The organism is Methylopila sp. 73B, assembly GCF_000526315.1.
Taxonomy (GTDB): Bacteria; Pseudomonadota; Alphaproteobacteria; order Rhizobiales; family Methylopilaceae; genus Methylopila.
The window spans coordinates 66,146-87,531 of the sequence record NZ_JAFV01000001.1 but is presented as its reverse complement, the minus strand read 5'-3'; the positions used below and the strand labels follow the sequence as shown (position 1 = coordinate 87,531).

Here is a 21,386-nt window from a genome sequence, read left to right as displayed (position 1 = left end):
CTGCAGGCTTTAACCGCCGAACGCCTGGCGCAGCCGCTCCATCTGCCCGTGCAGCGGATGCGGGGCCTGCTCGTCGGCCTCCGCGGGCGAGGCGAGCTGGCGATCGAGCAGCTGGACCCGCTCCTGCAGGCGGGAGGTGCGGTCCACGAGATCGCGCAGACGCTCCGGCAGGCGCGACAGCACGTCGCCCGGCAGGGTCGAGCCGATCGGCGACAGCCGCACTTTCTGCTTCTCCTCGCGCGCCTGATCGTAGGACATCTCGCCCTCGTTCACCGCGCGCTGCACCAGCAGCCAGGAGGCGATCTGCATCAGCCGCGTCGTCAGGCGCATGCTCTCGGTGGCGTAGGCGATCGACTCGGTCCGCCCGAGCTCCCGTGACTCGCCCCGGCCCTCGCCGTCGAGATAGGCCGCCGTCTCCTCGACGAGGCCCATGCCCTCGCGGAACAGGGACATGAAGGATGCGGAGCCGACCAGACGCATGCCGAAGGACACGGCGCCGGCCTCGGCATCGGAACGCTCACGGTCGATCATTTCGCACTCTCTCTCAAACGCCCGCCGACAGGCTAAGGGCATACCGCCCATGGCTCGCAGCATCAACGCAGAGCGGTCCGCAAATCGTGGACCAGACGGCGAGTTGTCCCTCGACATCTTGCCGGAGAGGTTAACGGAACATGGCGCGAAAAAAAGGCCGCCAAGAAGGCGGCCTGAAAGTGTGATGACAGGGAGGCGTCAAACAGAGTGGACAGGAACCACTCGCGATCCAGAAAACTGGACGCAGCCATCAATGAACGAAGAAGGTTAATCGCGGGTTAAGCCGGGCGGGGCCGTGAAAATTCAACCGGCCGGCGAGCCCCCTTAGCGCCGGAACAGCTGGTCCGCGGCGGTGCGCTGCGCGGTTTTGGCCGCGACCTCGGCCTCGAGACGCGCGATCTCGGCCTGCAGCGCCGCGATCCGCAGCCGCAGCTCGTCGATCGACACCGCCCCCAGATCCTGCCCGATCACGTGGCTCGCCTGCGGTCGCGGCGCGGCGCCGTCGTCGAAAAGAGACATCCAGACCTCCCCTGGTCCGTTCCAGATCGGCACAGCGTGCCGCGGAGAGACTCACCTAAGCAGTTGCACGAAGGTGCCGGCGCCCGCTAAACGGGATAGGCAATAGAGCTTAGCGGCCGAACATCACTTAGCAGCCGCCCGTAAGACGGTCCACGTCGGGAAGCCCACATGACGCCGCTGGAGCAGTGCTTCTCAATCTGCTGCGCCCTGGCGCGCTCGGGCCAAGCCGCCGCCATCGAGATTGGCCAGACTGAAATCCACCGCATGCTCAACAGCATAGACGACTGCGCCTACACCCGCGCCCGCGCGCTCGAAAATCTGGCGTTCGATCTTGCGGTGGCGGTGGAGGCGAACGACGTGGCGACCGCGCTCGATCGCGAGATCGCCGCGCTGCTCCGCGGCCTCGGCGCCGCCGCGATCTGAGCTCTCCCAGATCTGCGAGACGCGTTGCCTGCGTCCTCGCGACGGCTTATACACGGCTAAACCCCCGTCATCGAGAACTCGATCAGGGCTCCGCCGCACCCCGGCGGCCGGAGCGAGAGGAGCATTGCACCCATGTCAAACGCGCCGCTGATGCCGAAGGCCACGGCTGTCTGGCTTGTCGAGAACACCTCGCTGTCGTTTTCCCAGATCGCCGACTTCTGCAAACTGCACGAGCTCGAGGTGAAGGCGGTCGCCGACGGCGAGGCCGCGCAAGGCATCAAGGGCCAGGATCCGATCACCTCCGGCCAGTTGACCCGCGAAGAGATCGAGCGCGCCCAGAAGAACCCGAACCACCAGCTGGAGCTCGCGGTCTCCAAGGTCCGCCTGCCGCCGGTGAAGCCGCGCAAGGGGCCGCGCTACACGCCGGTCTCCCGCCGCCAGGACCGCCCGAACGCCATTCTCTGGCTCGTGCGCAACCATCCCGAGCTGAAGGACAGCCAGATCATGCGTCTCGTCGGCACGACGAAGACCACGATCGCGGCGATCCGCGACCGGACGCACTGGAACGCGCAGAACCTGACGCCGGCCGATCCCGTGACGCTCGGGCTCTGCTCGCAGATCGACCTCGACTTCGAGGTGGCCAAGGCCGCCAAGGCGAACCCGGACGCGGTGCTGCGCAAGGAAGAGGAGCCGGAGACCCTGCTCTCCGCTGACGTCACCACCGCCGAAGAGGCGCCCGAGCGCGAGCTCGACGTCGAGAGCGTGTTCGCCAAGCTCAAGCAGCTCAAGCGCGACGACGCCGACGAGGACGACGACGACCGCCGCTGAGGGTCGCCCGCGGCGCGCCGCCGGCCCTGACCGTCCCCGCCGAAGGCCGCGCATCCCGCGAGGGGTGCGCGGCCTTTCTTTTTCCACGATCGGGCGGGCAAGCCGCCTGCCAAACAACTCAGTGATTGTATATCACATACAAAACAACCTATGGTATCATCTGACTTGGCTGCGCGGGGGCGTGGCGTCGGCGAGGATCAGGTTATGGGGATGGTCTCGGACAAATGGCGCAGTTCGATCATCGGCCTCATCGGAGTGGGAACCTTCATCGCGTTCGCCATCGCGCTCGGCGCAGCCGCCTTCTGGACTTTAGGCTCACATCCGCCGCTGATCTTTCCGATCTGCGCCAGCCTCTTTCTCGCGGTCATCATGCCGATGACCGTTATCGCAATCCGGCACCAGATCAGGCTTTCGCGCATTAAGCTGATCGATGTCTTCGCGAAGACCTTCGGCTTCAGCACGAAGCCTGTAATCCCTTTGACCGGCGGCGCATCGACGCCCCCCAACCCCGATGACCCTCGCCACAACGTGTCCTTCGAGTTCGTCAAGGGCAAGTATTACGTCGACCTCGATCTGAAATCGGATGAAGATCTAACCCAGAAGGATATTCCGCGTTTCCCGATGATGCTGCACGCGGACTGGATGCTGCTCCTTTGCGCCGTGCCCTTTATGGGATTCTCTGCATTCGGCGTGTTCATGCTGTTTGCGCCTGCTGCCGCGATCTTAGCGTCAGACGGCGCCATCAACTCCTGGCTGTGGCCGAGCGTGCTGGCCATCGGAGGTTCGCCGAGCGACGCGATCATGTCGCCCGCCTCGGCCTTGCAGCACGTCAACGTTCTGACCGTGGCGGCGCTCGCATTCGGCGGCGCCTATTTCTACTGCCTGCGCTTGCTGCTTCGCGCGGTCGCTGCGTTCGATCTGTCGCCGCTGACCTTCCTGCGCGCCTTCGCCCATATGGTGCTCACGACACTGCTCGCGGTCGTGATCTACCGTGTGTTTCCTTCCGCAGAAGGCGTCACGGCGACAGCCCGTGAATTCTATGCGGCGCTGACCGGCGCGACGCCGAGGCCCGCCACGGGCGCGGCCGAGGCCGCCGGCGTCAAGTCGTTCTGGCTGATCCTGGCGTTCGCGCTCGGCTTCATCCCCGACGCCGCCCTCCAGTACGTGCTGCAGAAGGCCGGCTTCCACTTCAAGGCCCGGTACGATGAGGTCGAGGACCACGCCAAGACGATTCCGGTGACCATCCTCGACGGCGTCGATTCGCCTACGGCCTTCCGGCTCGAGGAATCGAACGTCTTCGAGGTGCAGAACCTTGCGACGCTCAATCCGATCATGCTGCACATCGAGACGCCGTTCGGCATCTACCAGACAATTGACTGGGTCGCCCAGGCCCAACTCTGCACGGTGGTCGGACCGGAGCGCTTCCTGCGTCTGAAGATGCTGAACATTCGGACGATCTTCGACCTGGAACGGGCGGTCCTGTCGAACTCCGGCACAGAAGAAGTAACGACCGCCATCGGAACGATCCTGATGTCGGGCTGCCATCGCGAAGAGGCCTGCCTCAAAGCGTTCGGCCTGCCCTCTTCCACTGCCGCCGCATTGTGGACGCGCGCGTCGTTGGAGCATTACGTGCGACTTATCCTGGACGACCTGCACGTCCACCGGTTGCGGCAGATCTGGCTCAGAATAGCGGACCAACTCGGAAAAGAGCACGAATCTCTCAAGGATTCGCGCCCTGCGAAACCGAGCACCCCCGTCGAAGAGGCGGCGACCACGCGAACATGAGCGCCGACCTCACTTTCGGCCCGCCAGCGCGTCGCCGATCTCGTCGAGCGTCGCCGGATCCTCGATGGTCGCGGGCATGGTCCAATCCTCGCCGTCGGCGATCTTCTGGATCGTGCCGCGCAGGATCTTGCCGGAGCGGGTCTTGGGGAGGCGCTGCACCGTCAGCGCGGTCTTGAAGGCCGCCACCGGGCCGATCCGGTCGCGCACCAGCGCCACGATCTCGCGCTCGATGTCGGCGATCGGCCGCGCGACGCCGGCCTTCAGCACCACGAAGCCGGTCGGCGACTGGCCCTTCAGCGCGTCGGCCACGCCGACCACGGCGCATTCCGCGACGTCGGGGTGGCTCGCGATCACCTCCTCCATGCCGCCGGTCGAGAGGCGGTGGCCCGCGACGTTGATGATGTCGTCGGTGCGGGCCATGAAGAAGACGTAGCCGTCCTCGTCGATGAAGCCGGCGTCCGAGGTCTGGTAGTAGCCGGGAAAGCCCTCGAGATAGGCCGAGCGGAAGCGGTCGTCGGCGTTCCACAGCGTCGGCAGGCATCCCGGCGGCAGCGGCAGCTTGATGACGATGTTGCCGAGCGCCCCCGGCGCCGCTTCGTGGCCCGCGTCGTCCAGCACCTTCACGTCGTAGCCCGGCATCGGCACGGTCGGCGAGCCGTGCTTCACGGGCAGAGGCTCGATCCCGAGCGGGTTGCCGACGATCGCCCAGCCGGTCTCGGTCTGCCAGCAATGGTCGATGACGGGAACCTTGAGCAGATCCTCCGCCCACTGCACCGTCGGCGGATCGGCCCGCTCGCCCGCGAGGAACAGCGCTCGGAAGCCGCTGAGGTCGTGCTGGCGGAACAGCTCGCCCCCGGAATCTTCCTTCTTGATGGCGCGCAGCGCGGTCGGCGCGGTGAACAGCGCGACCGCCTTGTGCTCGGCGATCACCCGCCAGAAGGCGCCGGCGTCGGGCGTGCCGACCGGCTTGCCCTCGTAGAGGATCGTGGTCGCGCCATGGATGAGAGGGCCATAGACGATGTAGGAGTGCCCGACCACCCAGCCGATGTCCGAGGCGCACCAGAACACCTCGCCGGGCGCGATCCCGTAGAGCCCCTTCATGGTCCAGGCGAGGGCTACGAGGTAGCCGCCGGTGTCGCGCACCACGCCCTTCGGCGTCCCCGTCGTGCCGGAGGTGTAGAGGATGTAGAGCGGGTCGGTCGCCTTCATGCGGGCGCAAGCGGTCGTGCGGCCCTCGGCGGCGGCGATCAGATCAGCCCAGTCGTGGTCGCGGCCGGCGGCCATCTCGGCGTCCAGCTGCGGGCGCTGCAGCAGGATGACCGCTTCGGGCGCATGCGCCGCGCCCGCCAGCGCCGCGTCGAGCAGGGGCTTGTAGGGCACGATCCGCGTCGGCTCGATGCCGCAGGACGCCGCCAGCACCACCTTCGGGGCAGCGTCGTCGATGCGCTTGGCGAGCTCGTTCGCCGCGAAGCCGCCAAACACCACCGAGTGGATCGCGCCCAACCGGGCACAGGCGTAGGTCGCGATAACCGCTTCCGGGATCATCGGCATGTAGACGACGACCCGGTCGCCCGGCCCGACCCCGAAGTCCTGCAGCACCGCGGCGAAGCGCGCCACCTCGGCGAGAAGCTCCGCGTAGGAATAGGCGCGTTTGGCGCCGGTGACGGGGCTGTCGTAGATCAGCGCCGCCTGCTCCCCCCGGCCCGCGGCCACATGCCGGTCGAGCGCGTTGTGGCAGGCGTTGACGACCCCGTCGGGAAACCAGCGGCCATAGGCGCCGAGATCGGGGTCGAAGGCGCGGGTCGGCGGCTCGAACCAGTCGATCGCCTCCGCCGCCTCGAGCCAGAAGGCTTCGCGGTCGTCGAGCGAGGCCGAGTAGAGGTCGCGATACGATGCGGGCATGAAGGCCCCTCCCCGACGACGCGGCGCTTTGCGGCCGCTTTGCGCTGAGCCCCAAGAGTTACCCGCTTCCCCGTCCTCCCGCCACGGGCGCGAAGGCCCGGCCGGAGCGAACGCGCGGGCCAAACTCAGGGACCGTGGAATCTCCGGCGGTCGCGGACGCTTGCCGCCAGCATTCCTGTTGGTCCGGCGGGCCTTCCCTAACTAAAATGTAATGTTTTACCCCTCAGACTTTCGGAGTGTACTCGTCGAAGTCTGGATCCCGCATGCGCGTCGGCCACGAATCCCATGACACGTTGCAGGCGGCCGGTTGCCTAGGTTGCAGCATCCCGTTTCCCCGCGCCATCACCATGGCCTTCCAGCCGATCGTCGACGTGACGGACGGTTCGATCTTCGCCTTCGAGGCGCTTGTTCGCGGCCTGGACGGCGCAGGCGCCGGCGCGGTGCTGGCGGACGTGACGCCGGACAATCGGTTCGCCTTCGACCAGCTGTGCCGACGCACCGCGGTGGAGCTCGCCGCGCGGCTTCGGATCGAGGCTCGGCTGTCGATCAACTTCATGCCGAACGCCGTCTATCAGCCTGAGATCTGCCTCGGCACGACGCTCGCCGCGGCGAAGCGGCACGGTTTTCCGGTTGAGCGGATCATGTTCGAGGTGACCGAGGGCGAGCGGGTCGACGACCGCGCCCACCTCACCCGCATCATGGCGGAGTACCGCCGGCAGGGCATGGTGACGGCGATCGACGATTTCGGCGCCGGGCATTCCGGCCTCAACCTACTCGCCGAGTTCCAGCCCGACGTGATCAAGCTGGACATGGACCTGATCCGCGGGATCGACGCCAGCCGGCCGCGACAGGCGATCGTGGCGAGCGTCGCGCGTCTCGCCGACACGCTTGGGATCGCGGTCGTCGCCGAAGGCGTCGAGACGGAGGCCGAGCTCGCGGTGGTGCGGGAGATCGGCATCCGGCTGGTGCAGGGCTACCTGCTGGCCAAGCCCGGCTTCGAACGCCTTCCCGAGGTCCGGCTCCCCGCGCCCGCGCCGATCGCGAAAAACGCCGCCTAAACGAGCGGAGGGGCCGTCCCTCGCAGGACGACCCCTCCCATCTCCAATCGCGGTCGAGAGACCCGCGACCACCCGAACGTCAGGCGCGATACCCAGCCAAAGCCAGAATCGAGGTCGCGGCGCTCTCCGAGCGCTGATCAAGACGATGAGACACCGGATCACCTCCTTTCGGTTGTTAACGACAGGGCAAAGGATGGGGACGGTTCTGAGTCGCTGCAAGCGCTAACGAACCTTTTCTGAGAGATCCTTGAAGACGCTCCGCCGCGCCCGATGATCGGGTGATGACGCATCCCCCCGTTCGCCGCCTGGAACTTCTCGCTCGCATCGGCTTCGCCGCGCGTGGCGTCGTGTACTGCCTTGTCGGGGGCCTCGCCGCGCTTGCCGCGATCGGCTCCGGCGGCGGCGTGGGCGGCGGCAAGAGCGCCCTGCGCAGCGTGCTGGAGCAGCCCTTCGGCGCCGTCCTGCTGCTGGCGATCGGCGCGGGCCTCGTGTGCTTCGCGGCCTGGCGCGTGATCGGCGCGGCGTTCGACGCCGACGGCCGCGGCCGTTCGGCCAAGGCGCGCGCCACCCGCGCGCTGCAGGCGGTCAGCGGCGTCGTCTACCTCGGGCTCGCGGCGACCGCCGCCAATCTCGCGCTCGGCCGCGGCGGCGGCGGCGCGGAGGATCAGATGGCGCAGGACTGGACGGAATGGCTGATGGCGCAGCCGGCCGGCGCCTGGCTCGTCGGCGCGATCGGCCTCGGCCTCATCGCGGGCGGCCTCGCCTACGGCTGGAAGGCCTGGAAGGGCGACGTCATGCGCCGTCTCGCCCCGCCGCCCGGGGCGACCGACTGGGTGCGCCATGTCGGCCGCGCCGGCTACGCCGCCCGCGCTCTGACCTTCGTGATCATCGGCGGCTTCGTGGTGACGGCGGCGCTTCACGCCGACAGCGACGAGGTGCGCGGCCTCGGCGGCGCGCTGCAGGCGCTGCGCGGCCAGCCCTATGGCTGGGCGCTGCTGTTTCTGACCGCCGCCGGGCTGTTCGCCTTCGGCTTCTTCGGCCTGGTTCAGGCCCGCTACCGCCGGATCGACACGCCGGACCTCGCCGACGCCAAGGCGCTGCTGTCGCGGCGGGCCTGATCACGGCGCGCGATAGAGACCGTTGAGGGTTGGCGGTCCATCGGTCGCGGCCTCGCCCCGCGCGGTGAGATCCTCGAGATGGGCGAAGACCGACAGACCCGCTGCGAAGAGGAGTTTCGGATCAAGTCCGCGGTAAAGCTCCGCGACCAGCTGGGGGATGGTCCGAGGCCCTTCCGCCAGCCGCAGGCGGATCGCGGTCTCGCGCATGAGCCGGTGGCCGAGCAATTGGCGGGAGAACCGCCGCGCGTCGCGCAGCGCGGGGCCGTGTCCGGGAAGGTAGAGTTCCTCCGGCCGTTCGATGAGCTTGCGGAGCGAGGCGACGTAGGCGCCCATGGCGCCGTCCGGAGGCGCCACGATCGACGTCGACCAAGCCATCACGTGGTCGCCGGAAAACAGAAGCGCGCTCTCGGGGAAGGCGAAGGCGAGGTGGTTCGCGGTGTGGCCGGGCGTTTCCACCGCGACCAGCGACCAGCCGGGGCCCGTGATCCCCTCCCCATCGGCGAGCGTGCGGTCCGGCGCGTAGGACCCGTCGACGCCCGCCTCCAGCCCGCGCGCCTCTCCGGCGTGAAGCGCGCGGAAGGCGCGGTGCGGCCCGGCGCCGACCACCGGCGCCCCGGTCGCGGCCTTCAGCGCCGGGACGCCCGCGGAGTGATCACGATGGCTGTGGGTCACGACGATCGCCTCGACGGTCGCGCCGTCGAGCGCCGCGAGCAGCGCCGCCGTGTGGTGAGGGTCGTCCGGCCCCGGATCGATCACGGCGACGCGGCCGCGGCCCACGAGGTAGGTCGCGGTGCCCGTGAAGGTGAAGGCGGAGGGGTTCGGCGCGATCACCCGACGCACGAGCGGGGCGACCTCGCGCACGACGCCGGCCGGCGGGTCGGCGGAGCGGTCGAACGTCAGATCGTCGCTCATGGCGCTCCTCCGCCGATGACCCGTCGGCGCCGACGGCGGTTGCGGACCGCGCCCGCCCCGGCTATCCATCGCCCATCCCGGCGCTTAACGCGAACGGTGGGGCGTCGCCAAGCGGTAAGGCAGGGGATTTTGATTCCCCCATGCGGAGGTTCGAATCCTCCCGCCCCAGCCAGTCTTCCTAAGTCTTTGAAAAACAGGCGTTTTCAACCGAGGCCCGCGGCGCAAACCGTATCATTTTTCCGTATCAACACACCGTATCGGTTTGGCGCGCAGAGTTGCGCATAGTAAAATATTTGGGTCGTCAAGTTTCGGACCCATCGTTTGCGCCTCTCCTCCTCCATTTCCAAATTCCTCGGGCGAGCGCTCGAGGTAAAGTCGCCCCCCGCCCCGTCCAGTGAAGCGGCAGCGGGGCGGTGGGCCGACTTATTCGCGCTCCCGAATACTGAAGCCGGCCCGGCTGTCACGCCCGAAAGCGCTATGCGCGTCCCGGCGGTCAAGGCGGAGGTCACGATCATCTCGACAACAATTGGAATCCTGCCGGTCAAGGTCTATGAGCGGGACGGTGAGGGCAAGCGCCCTGCCCCCGACCATGACGCCTACCGCCTCGCCCATGACGAGGCGAACGACTGGACCAGCGCCGGCGAACTTCGCCGCCAGATCACGTCCGACGCGCTCCTGCACGGCGACGGCTTCGCGCTTGTCACCCGCCGCGGCGACGGCTCGCCCCTTGAGCTCATCCGGCTCGACCCGCGCGCCGTCGACATCCCGACGCTCGACACCGGAGCCCCCGCCTACCGCTACCGCCACCAGGGCGGCGCCACCGTCTACGCGCACCAGGACGGTTAATCTCGCCGAGGTAGACCCGGTTCGCCAGCAGGTGCGCGAGAGGCCCGTTCCTAAGCGGGACGCCGGCGGCGCCGTCTGACTTGAGGCTGCGCGTCCGTGAGACGACGCCCTGCTCCCTCAGCTCCCTCTGCAGCGCGGACAGCGATCCAAGCCCGAGGTAGCGCTCGAAGATCAGTCGGACGATCGCGGCCTCAGTCTCGTCGATCTGCAGCTTCCTGGCCTAGACCCGGTAGCCGTGGCGACCGGCCCTCCGCCGAGCGCGCGATCGAGATAAGGCGCGGTGCGGCTCGCCCGGCAGGCGGCGACCTTCGCCGGCGGGCCGCTCGCGACGATCCGCCCGCCCTCGTCGCCCGCGCCGGGGCCAATGTCGATCACCCAGTCGCTCGCCGCCGCCACCTTCATGTCGTGATCGACCAGGATCACGCTGTTGCCAGCGTCTACCAAGGCGTGAAGTTGGCCCAGCAGGCGCTCGACATCGGTCGGGTGAAGGCCAGTCGTCGGCTCGTCCAGCACATAGAGCGCGCCGCCGCGCTGGGAGCGCTGCAACTCGGTGGCGAGCTTCACCCTTTGCGCCTCGCCGCCCGAAAACTCGGTCGCGGGCTGTCCGAGGCGGAGATAGTTGAGCCCGACCTCGCGAAGCACCTTGAGCGACCGGAGGACATTAGGCGCGTCTTCGAAGAACTCCCAGGCGCCCTCGACCGTGAGCGCGAGCACCTCGGCGATGGTCTTCCCGCGATAGCGGATCTCGAGCGTCTTGGGGTTGTAGCGGGCGCCGCGACATGTCGGACAGGGCGCGTAGACGCTCGGCAGGAAGAGCAACTCCACCATCACAAAGCCTTCGCCCTCGCAGCGCGGGCAGCGGCCTTTCGCGACATTGAACGAGAAGCGGCCCGCGTCGTAGCGGCGCTTCCTGGCTTCTGTGGTCGCCGCGAACAGGGCGCGGACATGGTCGAACAGGCCAGTGTAGGTGGCGAGGTTGGAGCGCGGGGTGCGGCCGATCGGCTTCTGGTCGACCTCGATCAGCCGCCTGATCCCTTCAAGCCCGCCGACGATCCGACCCTCCGTCGCGACGGCGGGGCGGTCCTCGAGCGCGGCTTCGGCGTCCGTCTCCTCTTCGGCCGCGACCGGGGCGCCGAGGGCGGCGGCGACCAGCTCGACCAGCGCCTGGCTGACCAGGCTCGATTTCCCCGAACCGGAGATTCCGGTGACAGTGGTCATCACGCGGAGCGGGATCGCGCAATCGATCTGCTTCAGATTGTTGCGCGAGACGCCCTCCAGACGCAGCCAACCGGCGGGCTCGCGCCTCCGGCTCGGCGTCCCGCCGCCTTCGTCGAACAGATGGCGCCTCGTCTCCGACTCCGCGACCTGGCGCAGACCCTCGATCGGGCCGCTGTAGAGGATCTCGCCGCCATGCTCGCCGGCCACGGGGCCGACATCGACGATCCAGTCGGCGCGGCGGACGACGTCCATCTCATGCTCGACCACGAACAGCGAGTTGCCGACCGCCTTCAGGCCGTCGAGCGCCCGGAGCAGCGCCTCGGTGTCGGCGGGATGGAGCCCGGCGGACGGCTCGTCCATCACATAGACGACGCCGAACAGGTTGGAGACGACCTGCGTGGCGAGCCGCAGCCGCTGCAGCTCCCCTGGCGACAGGGTCGGGGTGCCGCGTTCCAGCGTCAGATAGCCGAGACCGAGGTCGAGCAGCACCGACAGGCGGCGGCAGAGATCGCCGGCGATGCGCTCCACGACCAAGGCTTTCTCCGGATGGGTTTTGCGCAGCGCCTTCAGCGTGTCGGCTTTTGCTTCGGCATAGGGCGCGAAGATCTTTGAAAACCGGGCCATCGGCAGGCCGCTCATCTCGGCGAGGTCGAGGCCCCCAAAGCGGACCGACAGAGCTTCCCTGCGCAGCCTCTTGCCGTCGCAGACCGGGCAGAGCCGGGGGATCATGAAGCGCGCGGCGCGTTTCTTCATCATCGCGCTCTGGGTCGTCGCATAGCTGTGGGTGACATGGCGCTTCGCGCTTGAGAAGGTGCCCATATAAGCAGGCTCGATCCCGCGCCGGATCGCATCCTGGATCTCGTCGTGGCTCCACCCGGGATAAACCGGGACCTGGGGCTGCTCCTCGGTGAACAGAATCCAGTCGCGCGCCTTCTTCGGCAGGTTCCGCCACGGCGTGTCGACGTCGACGCCAAGGCTGATCAGGATGTCGCGCAGGTTCTGGCCGCCCCAGGCCGTCGGCCAAGCGGCGACCGCGCGCTCACGGATGGTCTTGGAAGGATCGGGGACCATCGAGGCCTCGGTGACCTCATGGATCCGGCCGAGGCCGTGGCAGCGCGGGCAGGCGCCCTCGGGCGTGTTGGGCGAGAAGGTTTCGGCGTCGAGATGGGCTTGGCCCGGCGGATAGTCGCCGGCGCGCGAATAAAGCATCCGCAGCAGATTGGAGAGGGTGGTGACGCTGCCGACCGACGAGCGGGTGGTTGGCGATCCGCGCTGCTGCTGCAGCGCCACCGCCGGCGGCAGGCCCTCGATCTCGTCGACCTCCGGCACCTCCATCTGGTGGAACAGGCGACGGGCGTAAGGCGACACCGACTCGAGATAGCGGCGCTGCGCCTCAGCGTAGAGGGTGGAGAACGCGAGCGACGACTTGCCCGACCCCGACACGCCGGTGAACACGACCAACGCGTCGCGCGGAATGTCGACGTCGACGTTCTTGAGATTGTGCTCGCGCGCGCCGCGAACCCGGACGAAGCCGGCAGCCTCGATGTCTCGCACGTGCCGCTCCTCCTGTAACGCACCGGCTCGCGCGAACATCGCGGCAAGACCACCTGGCAGGAAAGCCTCGACCTTATCGCCCTTCCCGTCCTAAGCGACGGTTGTAAGCGTCAGGTTTCGCGGAACATCGATGGATCGCGGATCTCGACGTCGCGCGGAGTTCGGAGCGCGATTGATCCGCGTTGGCGCAGCATCGTCATCGTGCGGCTCACTGTCTCGACGGCAATGCCGAGATGGTCGGCGATGTCGTAGCGGGTGATCGGCAGCACGATCGCGTTGGCGCCGTTCGGCTTAACCCGGCGCGCCATTTCCGCCAGGTAGGCACTGACTTTTTCCCGCGCCGTTACTCGGTTTTGGACAAGGAGGTGGTGTTCGAGCCGGCGGATCGCGTCGGCGGCGCAGCGTTGCAGCAGGGGGGCAACCGCCGGGAAGCGAGCGGCGAGCCCGGCGATCTGTTCGCGCGTGAACGAGATGATCACCGTGTCTTTTGAAACGGCTTCAATGAAGAAACACGGATCAGCCGGCGCGAATCCGAGATAGTCCCCAGAAAGGGCGAGATCGATGATCTGGCGGTGGCCGTCGGGTCGAAGCGCGAACTTGCGAACCGCGCCGGAGCGTATGCACGCCACGGCGCCCCGTCCGATCACGGCGTCGCACGCCTCGTTTCGCCGCCATCGGGACGCACGTCCTGCCGCCATCATCGCCGCACCGGCATCGGCTTCGCTACGCGGATTGTCCGGACCCAGCTGGGCGGCGAAGAACAGTGCGCCCTCCATTGTTTCTGGCATGACGTTCTCGGCCCCTGTTCGTCATCGACACCTCACATGACGAACGTCGCCGCAGCCATCTGTGGATTCCACTACAGGGAAAGTAACCAGGCGGGCTGGGATGCGCGGGATCAGGGCGCGTCGGCGCCGGGCCTTGCCGGATCATCGATCGTCTCGGACCGGGTCACAGGGCTCGATCGACGCCAACGGGACGATTTCTGAAGGTTCCTGACCGGATGGCGGCTCGGCGGGAAATCACGCGCTGCCCCCCTTAACCGCGCTACGTCTACTATTGTTGTGATTTTGCAACGCCAGCCCAGGGGTGTCGCTCGATGCCACAGAGCAAGGTTTCAGGTTCTGTTGCGGCAGAACCGCCGTACGACGCGGTCCTGGCGGCTATCTGCCACGGCACGCACGTTTGCGCATTCTTTGAAACTGAGGACGACCTACTTGATCTCGTCGGGCAATTTTTCGCCGCCGGTACGCGGCGCGGAGACCGATGCCTCTGGGTGATGCCTGACAATATGAATGCCGACCCGCTGGTGCGGAGAGGGGTCGAACTTTATTCAGCTACAGACACTTATCTGCGAGGCGGCGCGTTCGAGCCCGGACCGCTGGTCGCGCTGTGGGACAAGAAACTGGATGAAGCCTTGTCGCACAATCACGCCGGCTTGTCCGCCAGCGGTCACACTTGCTGGCTGCAGCAGCGGGATTGGCAGGCCTTCATGGACTATGAGGAATATCTGAATCAGGTCATTGAAGGCAAACCGATCTCCTTGCTGTGCACCTATCCCCTCTCGTCATGCAAGGCGGGCGACATTCTGGATGTTGTTCGCGCGCACAAAGTTGCGCTGGCAAAGCAGAAGAACCGCTGGTCGGTGATCGAGGCCCATCTGACCGACGAAAGCCCCGCCGCGCTCGATGGCGCCAGCCGCGTCGCAGCCTTATCTCCGCGCGAACGGCAGGTCATTTCGCTGGTCGCCGATGGGGTCGTGACGAAAAACATCGCCTTCGAGCTTGGCCTTAGCGTTCGCACGATCGAAGTCCATCGTGAGCGCGCCATCAGGCGCCTGGGCGTGCGCACCATGGTCGAAGCCGTAAGGCTGTTGACGCTCGCTTCGCCATCGGCGCCGTTAATGGATGTCAGCTGTCATGCGCCCGGCGGCCCTCGACGGTTTAACGCTTAGAGACAGGTGTTGAAATCGTGGCCGGTCATCGCGGCTGCCATCTTTGAGGTCGCCTCCCCAACCGGCTGAAGCTATTCGCGCGTCCAATTCCTCCCTGACGAGGCGACTCACCTCAGTTTTTTCGGGCGCGGCATATCGAAGAGATGCACGGCGAGAACGCAGAGACCTCCTCGCAGCCGTTCGACGGACTCGGACGAAGCCCGCGGCTTTGACGTCTCGCCTGCGAACACGCTCTCAAGCGCGAGACTCGAGCATCTTGATCAGCGCCTTAGCCGCAGGCGCCGAGGACGCCGGGTTCTGCCCGGTGATCAGCAGCCCGTCAGGAACCACATAGGGCTGCCAGTCGGCCGCCTTCGAGTACAGTCCACCGTTCCGCTTGAGCTCGTCCTCGACCAGGAACGGCACGATCGCGGTAAGCCCCACGGCCTCCTCCTCCGTGTTGGCGAAGCCGGTGACGTTGCGGCCCTCGACCAGCGGCCTGCCGCCTGCGGTCCGCACATGACGGAGCACGCCGGGCGCGTGGCACACGAGGGCGACGGGCTTGCCCGCCGCGATCGTCGCCTCAATCAGCGCGATCGAGCGGCGGTCCTCCGCCAGATCCCAGAGGGGGCCATGGCCGCCAGGATAGAACACGGCGTCGAGGGCCTCATGCGAGACCGTGTCGAGCCGAGCGGTTGTCTTGAGCGCAGACTTGGCGGCGGCGTCGGCCTCGAACCGTCTTGTGTCGTCAGTCTGAGAGTCGGGTTCGGCGCTTTTCGGATCGAGCGGCGGTTCGCCTCCTTCCGGTGAAGCCAGAGCGATCTCGGCTCCCGAGTCCTTGAAGGCGTAGTACGGCGCAGCGAGTTCCTCGAGCCAGAAGCCAGTCTTGCGGCCGGTGTCGCCAAGGCGGTCGTGCGAGGTGAGGACCATCAGTATCATCACGTGCGTGTCCTTTTTAGCTGACGCTCGAGGGTGGAAAGACGCCCGACCATAACATCGCCTTGGCGCGGTCGAGGCCGATCGACTCCGCCAGGGCGCGCATCTTTTTCTACTCGTGGATCGCCGATCGACCGCGCCGTGCGGCCCCCGCACTCGCTCGAGCCGCGCGCCATCGCCCCGGCGACGACGGCCGCTCTTCAGGCCGCCCGCGCCGCGTTTCCTTTCGCGTCCGCGAACAGCTTCACGGTTTCACGGTTGAAAGCGGCCATGTCGTCGGGACTGCGGCTCGTCACGAGGCCCTGGTCGACGACGACCTCTTCGTCGACCCAGTCCGCGCCGGCGTTCTTGAGATCGGTCTTGAGGGAGGGCCACGAGGTCATGCGCCGGCCGCTCGCCGCCCCAGTCTCGATGATCGTCCACGGCCCATGGCAGATCGAGGCGACAGGCTTTCCGGCGTCGAAGAACGCTTTGACGAACGCCACGGCCTTGGCGTCGGCGCGGAGCGTGTCCGGGTTGATGACGCCGCCGGGCAGGAGGAGAGCGTCGTAGTTTTCGGGGGCGGCGGAGGCGAGCGGCGCATCCACAGGGTAGCGATCGCTCCAGTCCTTAAAGTCCCAGGCGCGGACGTCGTCCGACTTGGGCGAGATGAGACTAGTTTTGGCCCCGGCGTCGTCGAGAGCCTTGCGAGGCTCGGTCATCTCGACCTCCTCGAAGCCGTCGGTGACGAGGATCGCGACGTTCAATCCTTTGAGCGTATCGGTCGCCATGAGAGATCTCCTGCATGCTGCTGTTCGAACGGCTTGGGCCGCCGAGGTGCGGCCCTTGCCGCGTTCGCCGGGGTCTCGCCTTGCACTTCCGGAGGACGCGGACGCTCGACGGTCCGGCGCGGCGTCCGCGATTGGCGGATCGGAGCGCCTCGACGAGGCGCGCCGTCCGCCGGCGACTCAGGCCGCCAGTTTCGTCGTGTTGTGCGGATCGATGACAAACTTCTTGGGCGCGCCCTCATCGAACAGGCGGTACGCCTCGGTCGCCTTTTCGAGCGGGATGACCTCGACGTTCACGACCTTCGACAGGTAGGGCATGCGATCCCAGAGGATCGCCATCATCAGATCGCGGTTGTAGTGCATGATAGGTGCCTGGCCGGCCGAGATGTGAGGCGACTTGATCCAGGCCTTGCCGAAGTCGATGCGATACCTCCCGACTTTGGCGTCCGCGTCGATGGCTTCGGGATCTCCGGCCGTGTAGATACCCGGTGCGCCCACGGCCCCGTTGGCGCGCACGATCTCGATCATCGTATTGAGGACGGCGGCGGGATCCTCGCCGGCTCCGGGTCCGTTGCCGTGCGCCTCGAAGCCGACGGCGTCGACGCCGCAGTCCACCTCGCGCGCGCCGAGGATCGCCTCGATCTGATCAGGGACCGGCGTCGCGGAGGATATGTCCACGGTCTCGTAGCCGGCGCTCTTCACGAGCGCGAGACGTCCGGGGTTGGAGTCGCCCACGATGATGCACGAGGCGCCGAGGAGCTGGGCGGATGCGGCGGCGCATCGGCCGACGGGGCCTGCGCCCGCGATATAGACCGTCGAGCCGTATTTGACGCCCGCCTGAACGCAGCCGTGAAAGCCCGTCGGCAGAATGTCGGAGAGCAACGTCAAGTCCTTGATCTTCGCCAGCGCCTGATCCTTGTCGGGGAAGCGAAGCAGGTTCCAGTCGGCGTACGGGACCATGAGGTAGTCCGACTGCCCGCCCTGCCAGCCGCCTAGATTGAATCCATACGCGCCGCAGTCGACCTCGTCGTTGACGTTCATGCAGGTGTCCGTGTGTCGCTCCTTGCAGTTGCGGCACCGCCCGCATGAGACGTTGAACGGGACCGAGCAGAGGTCGCCCTTCTTTATGAAGTGCACGTCGGGCCCGGTCTCGATCACCTCGCCGGTCATCTCGTGGCCCAACACCATGCCCGAGGGAGCGGGGAACCGGCCGCGGTAGATGTGCTGATCGCTGCCGCAGATATTGGTGGTGACCAGCTGAAGAATCGCCCCGTGCGGCGTCTTGTTGCCCTTCGGATCGACGAGCTTTGGATAGTCGAAGGTTTGGAGCTCGACTTTTCTCGGCCCCATATACGTGACGACTCGGTTTCCTGACGGCATAACTGCTTCTCCTTCCCTTGGTTACGGATAGATCCAGGCAGGTCCAGCACGTGACCGTCGCGGCGTCTCAGGGCAGCTTCGCCGCGAGCACATCGAGCCTTTCGATCCGGGGAGCCGAGGCGAAAAGCTCGGGCGTCTTCTCCATCAGAGCCGCCGCGACAAGGCCGGAGAGGTGCGCTTGCCGCCCCGCTTCATCGGGAAACGCGTCGAAGATTGCGAACGTCGAGGGTCCCATGCGGGCGCCGAACCACACGACGGTTCCCGCTTCGTTTTGAACAATTGGCAGGCCGTCTTTCAGGAACGCCTCGACCTCCGCTTCTTTTCCGGGCTTGGCCTCCATGGTGACGAAAAGTGCAAACTTGACCATTCGCTTATCCTTCCAAAAGGCCCCAGCGAAAGCAGATGCGATCCGCGCTCCGGACCTGCTTCGGGCGGCCAGCGGAGGCGTCAGATCGAGGCGGCGCGAAGCGCCGAGATCGTGAATCCGTCGATCGCGACGGCCATCGAGACATGCCGAAGCGTGTTCACCGAACCGGTGTGCATAGTCCGCTTTTTCAGCCGCGATCGTGGGCCGGCCGACATTTCGACGAAGTCCCAGGATGTCGCCTCACCCGCATCAAGCTTCACGCGCAGGCGCGACGCCCTGACGGTCGTCAGTTTTTGCGAACGCCTTTTGACGCTCGTCTATCTGGCGGGAAGCCGCCAAGCGCCGCTAGAGCGGGTCCGTCGTTTTCCGATTCTGGTGCGGGATTCCGCTGACGCCTGAGCTGTGCGAGTCCTTTGTCGTTGATGCGGCGGAGGAATGAAGGATGGCTCGGGCGTACGGCCAAGACCTTCGGGACCGGGTGATCGATGCGGCGTTGAAGAACGGGACGCCGGCGCGGCATGCGGCGGCCCGGTTCGGGGTCGGGATCGCGACGGCGATCCGCTGGGTGCGTCAGGCGCGCCAGAGCGGCGACCGCACGCCCGGCCGGCAGGGCCAGCCGCGGCGCTCGAAGCTCGATCCGCACCGCGACTACGTGCTGGAACTCGCCCGCACGACCGACATGACGCTGACTGAGCTTGCTGCGCAGATCAGTGTCAATCGGCGCTGAACTTTGACCCCTTATCGGCGTCCAATGTTGACCCCCTGAAGCTGGCTGCGCGGTGTTGATCCCGCCGGCGCGGAGCTAATCGGGGTTGCGCAGCGTCGGCGGGATCGACGTCCAGTGGGCTGGGTTCGGGGACGGAGGTCAGGCGCGGTTCTTGAAGCGCCAGCTTTCGTTGCCGGTCTCGACGATGTCGCAGTGGTGGGTGAGCCGGTCGAGCAGCGCAGTGGTCATCTTGGCGTCGCCGAACACGCTCGGCCATTCGCCGAAGGCGAGGTTGGTGGTGACGATGATCGAAGTTTGTTCGTAGAGGCGGCTGATCAGGTGGAATAGGAGCTGCCCGCCGGACTGCGCGAACGGCAGGTAGCCGAGCTGACCACGGCCTCTCCAATCTTGCCGATCTGAACCGATGTGAGCTGAAAGTTGCCCTGCATTCCGAGGCGCTCCCTCCCGCGCCTCTGAGCAGGCGTTCGGGCCGACGGAACGGTTAGCTCTGTCCGCGAGCCTACCGAGGACGTTGGATCGATGTCGCGGTGATCTCCAGCCTCTCTGCGACGCCATCTGCCGAGCCGCCGGCGATCCTCCGACGCGACCTCGGCATGCCGCCACTGCGACCGACGCGCCTGTCGGGAGAACACGCCGACCTCCCGCAGACGCAAAGGCGAAGCGCGCGCCGAAGAACGAAGGCCAGCCGAGCCCGCTTCGGACCACATGGAGCGATCCGTCGAACTTGGGCGAAGCTTTAAGTCTGCACATGGCGCGGCATGGCGACAGCCCGCGGTCGCTTCACGCCGCGCTCCTCGTTGCCGGTCCCACTCCATCGCTGAACGCCTTAGCGATGTGGCGCAGGGGGTCTTCCATGCCTTCGAACGCCGTCAGCTTCACAGCCCTCCGAGCGATCGAGCGCCGCTATCGGCTGCCTGACGGATACTTCGAAGCGAAGCTCGAAGGTCGAGGACGCACAAGGACGGCTAAGGGCGTCGCGCCCATCGCGCCATCCGAACGCCGACGGCTGGCGTGGCACCTTCCCGATGATTTTCCGCGCCGCTCCGCAGCGGAACAGCAAGAGATCCTGAGCTGGGTCCGAAAGGTGGTCATCAGCGGGTCCACCGATTACCGCCGCTTCCAGGCGGCGGCCAGCAAGACCCGTTACGCGCTGCGCTTCGTCGGGTTGAACGCCAGGCTTCTCGGCGCGGGGGTGACGCTTCCCTCCGCACGCAGCAGCGCCCTCACCGTCGCGCCGGAACGCCTGAGATCAGAAATGGCGGATCTCATTCGGTTCAAGACCGCCACCCTGACGGCTCGAGGCTTGCGCCGCACGGGGGTGTGGAACGCCGAGACGGCCGCGCAGAAAGTCGAGCACTTCGCGTTGATGTTCGGCGCCCTCGCCGCGGACCCGGATAGCGAGGTCGCCGGCTGCGGCGTCGATCTGGACAAGCTCACCCTGGCCCTGCTCGTCTTTCCGGCGGTCTGGGACTGGTATCTCTCCTGGCGAGAGAAGCGCCGCGGCTTCTACACGGCGTGGGAGGCGGACATGCTCTCCATCGTGTTGTCGCTCGTCAGAGCCGAAACCGGCTGGCTGCGGCAGACGCCGAGTCTCGCGGAACATCTCGCGCCTATTCCCGACCTGGTGTCGTCGGACGACATCGCATCCGCAAAGGACGACTGGGATGGCGCATGCGACGCCATGCATCGACACGCTCGCAGTCGGATCAAGGAGATCAGCCGCGTCGCCCGCGTGCATCGGGATCCGTTCGAGCCGATCCTGCCGGTCCTCGAAGCCGCCAGCCCGCTCGCGGAGTACCGCAAGATCACGGACGAGATCGTGAGGTTGATGCCGAACGAGAAGACGCATCCGCGCGCGGCGGCCGAAGCCGTCCGATCGTTCCTGATGCTCCGGCTCGGTCTGCACCTCGGTTTGCGCCAGCGCAATCTCAGGGAGCTTCTTGTCTGTCCGCGCGACCGCATTCCGACCACCGAACGACGCCTTGAGGAGTTGCGGCGCGGTGAACTGCGATGGAACCCGCGGGAAGCAGGATGGGAGGTGCTGATCCCGTCGATCGCATTCAAGAACGCCCATTCGTCGTTCTTCGGATCGAAGCCGTTCCGGCTCGTCCTGCCCGACCTCGGCGGGCTCTACGGGATGATCGAGGCCTGGGTCGATCGGCATCGCCGGCGTCTCCTGGGTCCTGCTGCTGATCCCGGCACGTTCTTCGTGAAGACCGTGAAGCGGACGAGCGCGCAAGCCGCCTACAATCAGACGACCTTCTACGAGGCGTGGCGCCTCACGATTCAGCGCTATGGGATCTACAATCCCTACACCGGCCGCGGCGCGATCGAAGGGCTGCTTCCGCACGGCCCGCACAACGTTCGGGACGTGCTCGCAACGCACATCCTTAAACAGACAGGTTCCTACGAGCAGGCGAGCTACGCGATCCAGGATACGCCGGAGATGATCGCCAAGCACTACGGACGCTTCCTGCCGCAAGATAAAGCGGCGATCGCCGCCAAGATCCTCAATCAGGTTTGGGCCGCGGCCTGAGAGCCGGGCCTGACCCATAGCTGGCCTCTGATAGGTCCGCTCATCG

At 66.8% G+C, this 21,386-nt stretch carries 21 protein-coding genes, 1 tRNA gene and 1 pseudogene; 11 read left to right on the top strand and 12 right to left on the bottom strand.

The features are described 5' to 3' along the window. Window positions 1-9: 9 nt before the first annotated feature. Together K244_RS0100395 and K244_RS0100390 are read right to left on the bottom strand one after the other, a co-directional pair. Entirely contained in the window at window positions 10-531 is a 522-nt protein-coding gene (locus K244_RS0100395) for a DUF1465 family protein (RefSeq protein WP_020184254.1), read from the bottom strand. Between the two features lie 324 nt (window positions 532-855). Next, the gene (locus tag K244_RS0100390) at window positions 856-1,050 is read right to left on the bottom strand and encodes a DUF1192 domain-containing protein (RefSeq protein WP_020184253.1); all 195 of its coding nucleotides are present in this window, start codon (window positions 1,048-1,050) and stop codon (window positions 856-858) included. Between the two features lie 168 nt (window positions 1,051-1,218). Between K244_RS0100390 and K244_RS0100385 the strand changes: the two genes are divergently transcribed. From K244_RS0100385 to K244_RS0100375, 3 genes are all read left to right on the top strand, one after another. Continuing rightward, window positions 1,219-1,473 carry a hypothetical protein gene (locus K244_RS0100385; RefSeq protein WP_020184252.1) on the top strand — a complete coding sequence of 85 codons (255 nt, stop codon included), beginning with the start codon at window positions 1,219-1,221 and terminating at the stop codon, window positions 1,471-1,473. 132 nt (window positions 1,474-1,605) lie between these two features. Continuing rightward, window positions 1,606-2,301: a cell cycle transcriptional regulator TrcR gene (locus K244_RS0100380; protein ID WP_020184251.1), complete on the top strand. Its 696-nt coding sequence runs from the start codon at window positions 1,606-1,608 to the stop codon at window positions 2,299-2,301. A gap of 210 nt (window positions 2,302-2,511) precedes the next feature. Beyond that, complete coding sequence (locus tag K244_RS0100375; RefSeq protein WP_155931476.1) at window positions 2,512-4,086, top strand: hypothetical protein; 1,575 nt, start codon at window positions 2,512-2,514, stop codon at window positions 4,084-4,086. Window positions 4,087-4,095: 9 nt separating this feature from the next. Here K244_RS0100375 and K244_RS0100370 read toward each other — a convergent pair whose 3' ends face one another. After that, the gene (locus K244_RS0100370) at window positions 4,096-5,988 is read right to left on the bottom strand and encodes a propionyl-CoA synthetase (RefSeq protein WP_020184249.1); all 1,893 of its coding nucleotides are present in this window, start codon (window positions 5,986-5,988) and stop codon (window positions 4,096-4,098) included. A 263-nt stretch (window positions 5,989-6,251) separates the two neighbouring features. Between K244_RS0100370 and K244_RS0100365 the strand changes: the two genes are divergently transcribed. Both K244_RS0100365 and K244_RS0100360 read left to right on the top strand, forming a co-directional pair. After that, the gene (locus K244_RS0100365) at window positions 6,252-7,046 is read left to right on the top strand and encodes an EAL domain-containing protein (protein ID WP_245259718.1); all 795 of its coding nucleotides are present in this window, start codon (window positions 6,252-6,254) and stop codon (window positions 7,044-7,046) included. Between the two features lie 281 nt (window positions 7,047-7,327). Beyond that, on the top strand, window positions 7,328-8,164 hold the full coding sequence (locus K244_RS0100360; RefSeq protein WP_020184247.1) for a DUF1206 domain-containing protein: 837 nt from the start codon (window positions 7,328-7,330) through the stop codon (window positions 8,162-8,164). Here K244_RS0100360 and K244_RS0100355 read toward each other — a convergent pair whose 3' ends face one another. Further along, window positions 8,165-9,076 (bottom strand): MBL fold metallo-hydrolase, encoded by a 912-nt coding sequence (locus K244_RS0100355; protein ID WP_020184246.1) that lies wholly within the window; start codon window positions 9,074-9,076, stop codon window positions 8,165-8,167. Window positions 9,077-9,173: 97 nt separating this feature from the next. Here K244_RS0100355 and K244_RS0100350 point away from each other — a divergent pair. Both K244_RS0100350 and K244_RS21175 read left to right on the top strand, forming a co-directional pair. Further along, window positions 9,174-9,248: transfer RNA gene (locus K244_RS0100350), tRNA-Gln, on the top strand. Between the two features lie 305 nt (window positions 9,249-9,553). Then, a complete protein-coding gene (locus K244_RS21175; protein ID WP_020184245.1) occupies window positions 9,554-9,922 on the top strand; it encodes a phage portal protein in 369 nt (122 codons plus the stop codon). On the opposite strand, the gene K244_RS24055 is transcribed toward K244_RS21175, so the two are convergent. The 3 genes from K244_RS24055 to K244_RS0100335 all read right to left on the bottom strand — a co-directional run bounded on the left by K244_RS24055 (window position 9,810) and on the right by K244_RS0100335 (window position 13,482). After that, window positions 9,810-10,064 carry a hypothetical protein gene (locus tag K244_RS24055; protein ID WP_245259797.1) on the bottom strand — a complete coding sequence of 85 codons (255 nt, stop codon included), beginning with the start codon at window positions 10,062-10,064 and terminating at the stop codon, window positions 9,810-9,812. The two genes, K244_RS21175 and K244_RS24055, sit on opposite strands and share 113 nt — an antisense overlap. Before the next feature lie 29 nt (window positions 10,065-10,093). After that, the gene (locus K244_RS0100340; RefSeq protein WP_020184244.1) at window positions 10,094-12,694 is read right to left on the bottom strand and encodes an excinuclease ABC subunit UvrA; all 2,601 of its coding nucleotides are present in this window, start codon (window positions 12,692-12,694) and stop codon (window positions 10,094-10,096) included. 110 nt (window positions 12,695-12,804) lie between these two features. Then, window positions 12,805-13,482, bottom strand: coding sequence for a helix-turn-helix domain-containing protein (locus K244_RS0100335; RefSeq protein ID WP_081761390.1), 678 nt, complete (start codon window positions 13,480-13,482; stop codon window positions 12,805-12,807). Window positions 13,483-13,793: 311 nt separating this feature from the next. On the opposite strand from K244_RS0100335, the gene K244_RS0100330 reads away from it, so the two are divergent. Beyond that, entirely contained in the window at window positions 13,794-14,648 is an 855-nt protein-coding gene (locus K244_RS0100330) for an MEDS domain-containing protein (protein ID WP_081761389.1), read from the top strand. 234 nt (window positions 14,649-14,882) lie between these two features. On the opposite strand, the gene K244_RS0100325 is transcribed toward K244_RS0100330, so the two are convergent. From K244_RS0100325 to K244_RS0100305, 4 genes are all read right to left on the bottom strand, one after another. Then, a complete protein-coding gene (locus K244_RS0100325) occupies window positions 14,883-15,569 on the bottom strand; it encodes a type 1 glutamine amidotransferase domain-containing protein (protein WP_024816225.1) in 687 nt (228 codons plus the stop codon). A gap of 194 nt (window positions 15,570-15,763) precedes the next feature. Further along, window positions 15,764-16,333 carry a type 1 glutamine amidotransferase domain-containing protein gene (locus tag K244_RS0100315; protein ID WP_020184240.1) on the bottom strand — a complete coding sequence of 190 codons (570 nt, stop codon included), beginning with the start codon at window positions 16,331-16,333 and terminating at the stop codon, window positions 15,764-15,766. A gap of 177 nt (window positions 16,334-16,510) precedes the next feature. Next, window positions 16,511-17,710, bottom strand: coding sequence for an alcohol dehydrogenase catalytic domain-containing protein (locus K244_RS0100310; protein WP_024816224.1), 1,200 nt, complete (start codon window positions 17,708-17,710; stop codon window positions 16,511-16,513). 67 nt (window positions 17,711-17,777) lie between these two features. Then, on the bottom strand, window positions 17,778-18,077 hold the full coding sequence (locus tag K244_RS0100305) for a hypothetical protein (RefSeq protein WP_020184238.1): 300 nt from the start codon (window positions 18,075-18,077) through the stop codon (window positions 17,778-17,780). 111 nt (window positions 18,078-18,188) lie between these two features. Between K244_RS0100305 and K244_RS23310 the strand changes: the two genes are divergently transcribed. Continuing rightward, complete coding sequence (locus K244_RS23310) at window positions 18,189-18,476, top strand: hypothetical protein (RefSeq protein WP_155931474.1); 288 nt, start codon at window positions 18,189-18,191, stop codon at window positions 18,474-18,476. 43 nt (window positions 18,477-18,519) lie between these two features. Continuing rightward, the gene (locus K244_RS0100295) at window positions 18,520-18,804 is read left to right on the top strand and encodes an IS630 transposase-related protein (protein ID WP_020184236.1); all 285 of its coding nucleotides are present in this window, start codon (window positions 18,520-18,522) and stop codon (window positions 18,802-18,804) included. A 138-nt stretch (window positions 18,805-18,942) separates the two neighbouring features. Here the strand turns inward: K244_RS0100295 and K244_RS21170 are convergent. Continuing rightward, window positions 18,943-19,173, bottom strand: a pseudogene (locus K244_RS21170) (ATP-binding protein); the annotation flags it as partial. Between the two features lie 484 nt (window positions 19,174-19,657). Between K244_RS21170 and K244_RS0100285 the strand changes: the two are divergent. Further along, window positions 19,658-21,340: a hypothetical protein gene (locus K244_RS0100285; protein WP_020184234.1), complete on the top strand. Its 1,683-nt coding sequence runs from the start codon at window positions 19,658-19,660 to the stop codon at window positions 21,338-21,340. Window positions 21,341-21,386: the final 46 nt, after the last annotated feature.

What these genes read in the sequence shown, in the direction of transcription:
- K244_RS0100335 (WP_081761390.1), bottom strand. Translation starts at nt 13,482, where the DNA reads ATGCCAGAAACAATGGAGGGCGCACTGTTCTTCGCCGCCCAGCTGGGT.
- K244_RS0100380 (WP_020184251.1), top strand. Translation starts at nt 1,606, where the DNA reads ATGTCAAACGCGCCGCTGATGCCGAAGGCCACGGCTGTCTGGCTTGTC.
- K244_RS0100355 (WP_020184246.1), bottom strand. Translation starts at nt 9,076, where the DNA reads ATGAGCGACGATCTGACGTTCGACCGCTCCGCCGACCCGCCGGCCGGC.
- K244_RS0100315 (WP_020184240.1), bottom strand. Translation starts at nt 16,333, where the DNA reads ATGGCGACCGATACGCTCAAAGGATTGAACGTCGCGATCCTCGTCACC.
- K244_RS0100385 (WP_020184252.1), top strand. Translation starts at nt 1,219, where the DNA reads ATGACGCCGCTGGAGCAGTGCTTCTCAATCTGCTGCGCCCTGGCGCGC.
- K244_RS0100285 (WP_020184234.1), top strand. Translation starts at nt 19,658, where the DNA reads ATGCCTTCGAACGCCGTCAGCTTCACAGCCCTCCGAGCGATCGAGCGC.
- K244_RS0100295 (WP_020184236.1), top strand. Translation starts at nt 18,520, where the DNA reads ATGGCTCGGGCGTACGGCCAAGACCTTCGGGACCGGGTGATCGATGCG.
- K244_RS21175 (WP_020184245.1), top strand. Translation starts at nt 9,554, where the DNA reads ATGCGCGTCCCGGCGGTCAAGGCGGAGGTCACGATCATCTCGACAACA.
- K244_RS0100395 (WP_020184254.1), bottom strand. Translation starts at nt 531, where the DNA reads ATGATCGACCGTGAGCGTTCCGATGCCGAGGCCGGCGCCGTGTCCTTC.
- K244_RS0100390 (WP_020184253.1), bottom strand. Translation starts at nt 1,050, where the DNA reads ATGTCTCTTTTCGACGACGGCGCCGCGCCGCGACCGCAGGCGAGCCAC.
- K244_RS0100365 (WP_245259718.1), top strand. Translation starts at nt 6,252, where the DNA reads ATGCGCGTCGGCCACGAATCCCATGACACGTTGCAGGCGGCCGGTTGC.
- K244_RS0100375 (WP_155931476.1), top strand. Translation starts at nt 2,512, where the DNA reads ATGGTCTCGGACAAATGGCGCAGTTCGATCATCGGCCTCATCGGAGTG.
- K244_RS0100330 (WP_081761389.1), top strand. Translation starts at nt 13,794, where the DNA reads ATGCCACAGAGCAAGGTTTCAGGTTCTGTTGCGGCAGAACCGCCGTAC.
- K244_RS0100370 (WP_020184249.1), bottom strand. Translation starts at nt 5,988, where the DNA reads ATGCCCGCATCGTATCGCGACCTCTACTCGGCCTCGCTCGACGACCGC.
- K244_RS0100360 (WP_020184247.1), top strand. Translation starts at nt 7,328, where the DNA reads ATGACGCATCCCCCCGTTCGCCGCCTGGAACTTCTCGCTCGCATCGGC.
- K244_RS0100310 (WP_024816224.1), bottom strand. Translation starts at nt 17,710, where the DNA reads ATGCCGTCAGGAAACCGAGTCGTCACGTATATGGGGCCGAGAAAAGTC.
- K244_RS0100305 (WP_020184238.1), bottom strand. Translation starts at nt 18,077, where the DNA reads ATGGTCAAGTTTGCACTTTTCGTCACCATGGAGGCCAAGCCCGGAAAA.